At 60.3% G+C, this 6,945-nt stretch carries 4 protein-coding genes; 3 read left to right on the top strand and 1 reads right to left on the bottom strand.

Annotation, left to right across the window (positions count from 1 at the left end; genetic code table 11):
- Positions 1–167: 167 nt before the first annotated feature.
- Complete coding sequence (macA, locus tag LOY68_RS17590) at positions 168–1,319, top strand: macrolide transporter subunit MacA (protein WP_163910374.1); 1,152 nt, start codon at positions 168–170, stop codon at positions 1,317–1,319.
- A gap of 2 nt (positions 1,320–1,321) precedes the next feature.
- A complete protein-coding gene (locus LOY68_RS17585) occupies positions 1,322–3,283 on the top strand; it encodes a MacB family efflux pump subunit (RefSeq protein ID WP_054050453.1) in 1,962 nt (653 codons plus the stop codon).
- A 325-nt stretch (positions 3,284–3,608) separates the two neighbouring features.
- Here LOY68_RS17585 and LOY68_RS17580 read toward each other — a convergent pair whose 3' ends face one another.
- Positions 3,609–4,949 (bottom strand): diaminobutyrate--2-oxoglutarate transaminase family protein, encoded by a 1,341-nt coding sequence (locus tag LOY68_RS17580; RefSeq protein WP_265038747.1) that lies wholly within the window; start codon positions 4,947–4,949, stop codon positions 3,609–3,611.
- 536 nt (positions 4,950–5,485) lie between these two features.
- On the opposite strand from LOY68_RS17580, the gene LOY68_RS17575 reads away from it, so the two are divergent.
- On the top strand, positions 5,486–6,907 hold the full coding sequence (locus LOY68_RS17575; protein ID WP_320110077.1) for an efflux transporter outer membrane subunit: 1,422 nt from the start codon (positions 5,486–5,488) through the stop codon (positions 6,905–6,907).
- Positions 6,908–6,945: the final 38 nt, after the last annotated feature.

Here is a 6,945-nt window from a genome sequence, read left to right as displayed (position 1 = left end):
GCGTCGTCTCCTCGTGCAGAACAGTCGTCACTCGGCAGTGCCGGCGAGCCCCTGAACCGGGCTTCGCCAACCATGAGCGGCGACGGTTCCAGGCAACACGACGCTCTTATCAATGGCTCCCGGCCGCAGTCTGGCCGGGCCTGACATCAACGCATTCGTGGTCATTTATGGAAAAGTCGAAGTTTCGCAAGATTGCTATCGTGAGCGTACTGGTCGTGGTGGCTGGTCTGATTTTCTACAGCGCTCAATCCCCCGGCAAACCACCGGAGTACCTGACTGCCACGGTTGAACGCGGCGACATCGAGAACGCCGTGCTGGCCGCCGGGATCCTGCAGGGCATCAAGCAGGTTGACGTCGGTGCGCAAGTTTCCGGCCAGCTCAAATCCCTCAAGGTCAAACTGGGCGACAAGGTCACCAAGGGCCAGTGGCTGGCGGAGATCGATCCGGTGGTGCTGCAAAATGCCCTGCGCCAGTCCCAGGTCAATGAAGAAAACCTGGTGGCGAAAAAACGCGCGACCGCCGCGCAACTGAAGGACGCCAAGGCGACCTACGACCGCTACAAAAAACTGCAACCGGACGATGCCATTTCCAAGCAGGAATACGAGACGGCCGAGTCCAACTACCAGGTGCAGAATGCCAACCTGGTGTCCCTCGACGCGCAGATCAAGGACGCGCGGATCCAGATCGAAACCGCACGGGTCAATCTGGCCTACACCCACATCGTCGCGCCCATCGACGGCTATGTGGTCGGGGTCGTGACCCAGGAAGGCCAGACCGTGATCGCCCAGCAACTGGCGCCGGTGCTGCTCAAACTGGCTGACCTCGACACCATGACCGTCAAGGCCCAGGTCTCCGAGGCCGACGTGATTCACATCACCCCCGGCCAGGAAGTGTATTTCACCATCCTCGGCGAGTCCGAAAAACGCTACTACGCCAAGCTGCGCGGCACCGAGCCGGCGCCGCAAAACTTCCTGGAAACCCAGGCCTCCGGCACCACCAAGCAAAACACCGCGGTGTTCTACAACGGCTTGTTCGACGTGCCGAACCCCGACCATCGCTTGCGCATTTCGATGACCGCGCAAGTGCGCATCGTGCTGGACAAGGCCAAGGATGTGCTGACGGTTCCGGTCGCGGCGCTGGGCTCCAAGAACAGCGACGGCAGCGTTTCGGTCCGGGTGCTGGACGCTCAGGGCGTGGCGCAGATGCGCAATGTGAAGACCGGCATCAATAACAACGTCAAGGCCGAGATCAAGGAAGGCCTGGCCGAAGGCGACAAGGTCGTGATCGGTGAGCCGGCGCCGGCCGTGGCAGGGGCCTGACCATGAGCCGACCATTACTGGAACTCAAGGGCGTCAGCCGCAGCTTTATGGCGGGCGAGAAGGATTTCAAGGCGCTTAAAGACATCAACCTGACCATCAACGCCGGCGAGATCGTGGCGATCACCGGGGCCTCGGGTTCGGGTAAATCGACGTTGATGAACGTGCTCGGTTGCCTCGATCACGCCAGTTCCGGCAGCTACAAGGTCGACGGGCGCGAAACCAGCGCCATGGACGACCGGGAACTGGCGGTGCTGCGGCGCGATCACTTCGGCTTCATCTTCCAGCGTTATCACTTGCTACCGCATTTGAGCGCTTTGCATAACGTGGAGATGCCGGCGATCTATGCGGGTGTCGCCGAAACCCAGCGGCACAACCGAGCCGGAGAGTTGCTGGCGCGGTTGGGGCTGGACGGGCATTTGTTGAATCGGCCGAGCCAGTTGTCCGGTGGTCAGCAGCAGCGGGTGAGTATCGCCCGGGCGCTGATGAACGGCGGCGAAGTGATTCTCGCGGATGAACCGACCGGCGCCCTCGACACCACCAGCGGCAAGGAGGTGATGAAGATCCTGCTGGAGCTGAACGCGGCGGGGCACACGGTGATCATCGTCACCCACGATGAAAAAGTCGCGGCCAATGCCAAGCGCATCATCGAGATTCAGGACGGAGAGATTGTCAGCGACCGCGTCAACCTGGAGCGTCCGGTTGAGGACCTGCCGGTGCAGGATGAACGTCCGCCCAAGGTCAAGCAGGCTAACCGCCTGGTCGCTGGCCTGGGGCTGTTCAGTGAAGCGTTCAACATGGCTTGGGTCGCGTTGATCTCGCACCGGATGCGCACGTTGCTGACCATGCTCGGGATCATCATCGGCATCACCTCGGTGGTGTCGATCGTGGCCATCGGCGAAGGCGCCAAGCGCTACGTGCTCAAGGACATCGCCGCGATCGGCAGCAGCACCATCGAGATTTTCCCCGGCACTGACTGGGGCGACAGTCGTGCGTCCGCCATCGAAACCCTGGTGCTGTCCGACGTCACCGCGTTGAGCGATCAGTACTACATCGACAGCGCCACCCCCAACGTCGGTCGCAACCTGTTGCTGCGTTACGAAAACATTGATGTGACCGCGACGGTCAACGGGGTCAGCGAGAGTTACTTTCAGGTGCGCGGGATCAAGCTGGGCGAGGGCGTGGTGTTCGGCAAGGACGATGCCCGGCGCCAGTCCCAGGTGGTGGTGATCGACCACAACACCCGCGTGCGCATGTTCGGCCCGAACGTCGATCCGCTGGGCAAGGTGATCCTGGTCGACAACCTGCCATGCACGGTCATCGGCGTTACCGAGGACAAGAAAAGCGTGTTCAACACCAGCAAGGCCCTGAACGTGTGGATGCCCTACGAAACCGCAGCCGGTCGGCTGCTGGGCCAGCGCTACCTCGACAGCATCACCGTGCGCATGAAGGATGGCCAGCCAAGCAAAGTGGTGGAGGACAACATCATCAAATTGATGGAGCAACGCCACGGCGTGAAGGATTTCTTCACCTACAACCTCGACAGCATCATGCAAACCGTGCAGAAAACCAGTCAGTCGATGGCGTTGCTGCTGTCGCTGATCGCGGTGATCTCGCTGGTGGTCGGGGGGATCGGGGTGATGAACATCATGCTGGTCTCGGTGACCGAGCGCACCCGTGAAATCGGGATTCGCATGGCGGTTGGCGCACGCCAGTCGGACATTCGCCAACAGTTTTTGGTCGAGGCGGTGATGGTGTGCCTGGTAGGTGGCACGATCGGGATCGCGCTGTCATTCGGGATCGGCTTCATCTTCTCCTTGCTGGTCAAGGAATGGCAGATGGTGTTCTCGATGGGCTCGATCATCATGGCGTTCGTGTGCTCGACACTGATCGGCATCGTGTTCGGCTTCGTACCGGCGCGCAATGCAGCGCGGCTTGATCCAATCGAAGCACTGGCGCGGGACTGACAGGAAAAGACCATCCCCCAGTGGAAGACAATCCCCTGTGGGAGCTGCTGTGAACTCATAATTTGTGAGCGCCCGAGATCAAGTGTGGGAGCGGGCTTGCTCGCGAAGAGGTTGTGTCAGTCGACATCAATGCTGACTGACCCACCGCTTTCGCGAGCAAGCCCGCTCCCACAATGGGATTTGGTGTGAACTCATGATTTGTGAGTGCCCGAGATCGAATGTGGGAGCGAGCCTGCTCGCGAAAGCGGTGGGTCAGTCAACAGAGATGTTGAACATGCCACCGTCTTCGCGAGCAGGCTCGCTCCCACAGGTTGAATGTTGGGGATTAGGCTTTTTCGCCGGCATAGAGCTGGCGGGCTTCTCCGGATTTTTTCACCGCTTGTTCGAAGCGATCCAGCACCATGCCAACCTCGGATTCGGTGATGGTCAGCGGCGGCAGGAACCGCAGCACAGCCCCATGCCGTCCACCCGTCTCCATGATCAGTCCATTCTCGAAGCAGTTGAGCTTGATCGCCCGTGCCCGGGCACCGTCCCCAGGGCCAGCGCGTCCGTGGGTGCCGGGTTTGGTGATTTCCACCCCGAGCATCAACCCGCGACCGCGCACGTCACCCATGAATGAATAACGCTGCGCGATCTGCTGCAGACCGCTTTCCAGCAGCGTGCCCATTTTCGCCGCGTGGGCAACCACGTTAGCTTCCTTGATATGCCGCATGGTGGCCGCACCGGCGACCATCGCGATCTGATTGCCACGGAAGGTGCCGGCGTGCATGCCCGGACTCCAGGTGTCCAGGTGCTCGGCAAACACAATCACCGACAGCGGATAACCGCCGCCGATGGCTTTCGACAGCACCAGAATGTCAGGAACGATCCCCGCGTGCTCAATGGCAAAAGTGCTGCCAGTGCGGCCGAGTCCGGTCTGGACTTCGTCGACAATCAACAAAATCCCCTGTTCCTGGGTAATGTCCCGCAACGCCCGCAGCCAATTCGCCGAGGCCGGAATACAGCCGCCTTCACCTTGCACGACTTCGACAATGACCGCCGCCGGTTTGGTCACGCCACCTTCGGGGTCGGACAGCACGGTGCGAATGTAATCGATGGACAGCTGATCCGTGGCCTCGCCATCGGTGCCGAACGGGCAACGAAAGCGATAGGGGAACGGCAGGAAGTGTGTGCCCTGGGCGATCAAGCCGTTATCGGCTTTCGGATGCAGGTTGCCCATCGCCGACAGTGCACCGGCGGTCATGCCGTGATAGCCGCCATGGAAGGCCATGAGGGTCGAGCGTTTGGTGTAATGCCGCGCCAGTTTGATCGCGGCTTCGACTGCATCCGAACCGCTGGGGCCGCAGAACAGGATCTTGCTGGTGTTGCGCATTTTCGCCGGCAACATCGAAAACAATTCCTGCACGAAGGCATGCTTGGCCGGCGTGGCCAGGTCGAGGGCCTGCTGCAGGTGATCGCCGCCGAGGAAATGCAACACCGCGTCCCGGACCTCGGACGGATTATGTCCCAGGGCCAGCGTGCCGGCATTCGCCAGGCAATCGAGAAACTCATGGCCGCTGGCGTCCTTGACGCGCATGCCCTTGCCACTGACAAACAGGCGCTGGAACGTTCGCGCGTAAGTGCGCGCATTCGATTCGACTTTGCTGAGATAGCTTAACTCTTCCATATTCGATCACTCATTGGCCGTAGGAAAGATCATCTGACCGGCGTTGAAGTCCGGGATAGGCGATGTCGCAGTGTTCGCCCGCGCGATGGGTTTCGATCAGGCGTAGTTAGCCAATTGGCTCAACAGCCGATTGGCTGGCCCGATCAAGTTTGCCTGTCATGAGAAACAGATAACGACGTTATCTTTTGTTGTTCAATCGTTTGTATTTAAAGGAATTAACTGTTCAGGTTGGCGAACTTTCGACTCGATGGAAACCGAAGTTTTATCTAGTGCGAAAGACGTTTTTTGAACCGGATTTGATTCTGCTGGAGCCCTGCGTTAATCGCCAATTTATCTGCCCGGACATGTCCCTGTTTCCCATGCCAGACATAAAAACAGGCATAGGTTTAAATCAATCACATACCCGCCTCATTCATTCATGTCGAGGCCAGCAATTTTGAAGCACAACTATTACGTCGTCTTCGTTGACTGATCATCTTGCATGTATCGCCTTCCTGAGCCGTGCCTGTGCCTGCGTCAGGCGCCAAGGGACTTTTATGTATGCCTTCAAGCCTTCAGGCCGAAAATTGTGGATGGCACTGTGCGCCATGGCTCTGAGCGGCTGCACGCTTGGACCTGACTATAAGGAACCGGCGGTGCCGATCCCCGCGAAATGGCAAGCGCCGCTGCCGCATGGTGCCTCCGTGGTCGCATTGACCAACTGGTGGCAGCAATTCAATGACCCGGCACTGGCCGAGTTGTTGCGCCTGTCCGAAGCGGACAGCCCGTCGCTGGATCAGGCCTTCGCAAAAATCGCCCTGGCCCGGGCGACCCTGGACAGTAATTCAGCGGATGCATTGCCGAATGTCCAGGGCACGTTGTCCGGAGGGCGCGGAGGGCAGTTGACCAGCGTCGACCGCATCAGTGGATCCGGCTCTTCCGCCGAGTTCGATGCGGCGTGGGAGCTGGACCTGTTCGGCAAACTGCGCCGTAACAAGGAAGCTGCGCGGACCCGAATCGAAGCGCGGGTAGATGACTGGCATGACGCCCGCGTCTCGTTGGCGGCCCAGGTCGGCGACAGTTACGTGCAATACCGCGGTTGTCAGAAACTGGCGCTGGCCTACAGCGATCAGGCCCAGTCCCAGCAACAGACGGCACGTTCGACGCGCCAGTCGCTGCTGGCTGGATTCACTTCGTCTGCCGATGCCGCCCTGGCAGACGCCACTGCTGCGAGCAACGAATCAACCCTGATCAGCCAGCAGAGCGAGTGCCAGGTGCTGCTTAAAAGCCTGGTCGCGCTGACCGGCAGCGACGAAGGCAAACTGATCGAAGTGCTCAGCCGGACCCCGGCGCAATTGCCTCAGCCTGCCCAGCTCGACGTCCAGCAAATCCCCGCCGACCTGCTGCGTCAGCGCCCGGACCTGGCGTCCAGCGAGCGCGAACTGGCGGCGGCCAATGCGGACATCGGCGTTGCCCAGGCTGATCGCTTCCCCAGCCTGAGCCTATCCGGCAACTTTTCCGTGAGCAGTATCCTCGGTGATCTGAACCGTTCCTGGACATTTGGCCCGGCCTTATCGATTCCAATATTCGATGGCGGCAAGCGCCGTTCGGTGGTGGACAGCGCCAAGGCGAACTACGACTCAGCGCTGGCGCTGTATCGCCAGACCTTGCGCACCAGCGTGATGGAAGTCGAACAATCCCTGGTGCGCCTCGATGCAGCGCGGCGCCGGGAGGTCGAGGTTGAGCGTTCCACCGCCGGCTACCGAGAGTCCTACGCGGCCATCGATCGCAACTGGCAGGCCGGCAGTGTCAGCCTGCTTGACCGTGAAACCGCACGCCGTTTGGCCCTTACGTCAGAGATTGAATTGATCACTTTGCAGCAGGACCAAGTGCGTTACTGGATTGCCCTGTACAAGGCCTTGGGTGGTGGCTGGCAAGCTGGCCAGGCGCAAACGGCATCCCAGGGAGACGGAGCGTGAGACCGGCCTTGCGCAATGGGTTGATCGCTGCGGGCGTG

The sequence above is a fragment of the Pseudomonas sp. B21-053 genome (assembly GCF_026016365.1).
GTDB classification, from domain to species: domain Bacteria; phylum Pseudomonadota; class Gammaproteobacteria; order Pseudomonadales; family Pseudomonadaceae; genus Aquipseudomonas; species Aquipseudomonas nunensis.
Note: the sequence above shows the minus strand (reverse complement) of the source record. Positions and strands in the feature narration are given on the sequence as shown.

Excerpts from the sequence above, each read along its gene's own strand:
- macA (WP_163910374.1), top strand. The coding sequence starts at position 168 with ATGGAAAAGTCGAAGTTTCGCAAGATTGCTATCGTGAGCGTACTGGTC.
- LOY68_RS17585 (WP_054050453.1), top strand. The coding sequence starts at position 1,322 with ATGAGCCGACCATTACTGGAACTCAAGGGCGTCAGCCGCAGCTTTATG.
- LOY68_RS17580 (WP_265038747.1), bottom strand. The coding sequence starts at position 4,949 with ATGGAAGAGTTAAGCTATCTCAGCAAAGTCGAATCGAATGCGCGCACT.
- LOY68_RS17575 (WP_320110077.1), top strand. The coding sequence starts at position 5,486 with ATGTATGCCTTCAAGCCTTCAGGCCGAAAATTGTGGATGGCACTGTGC.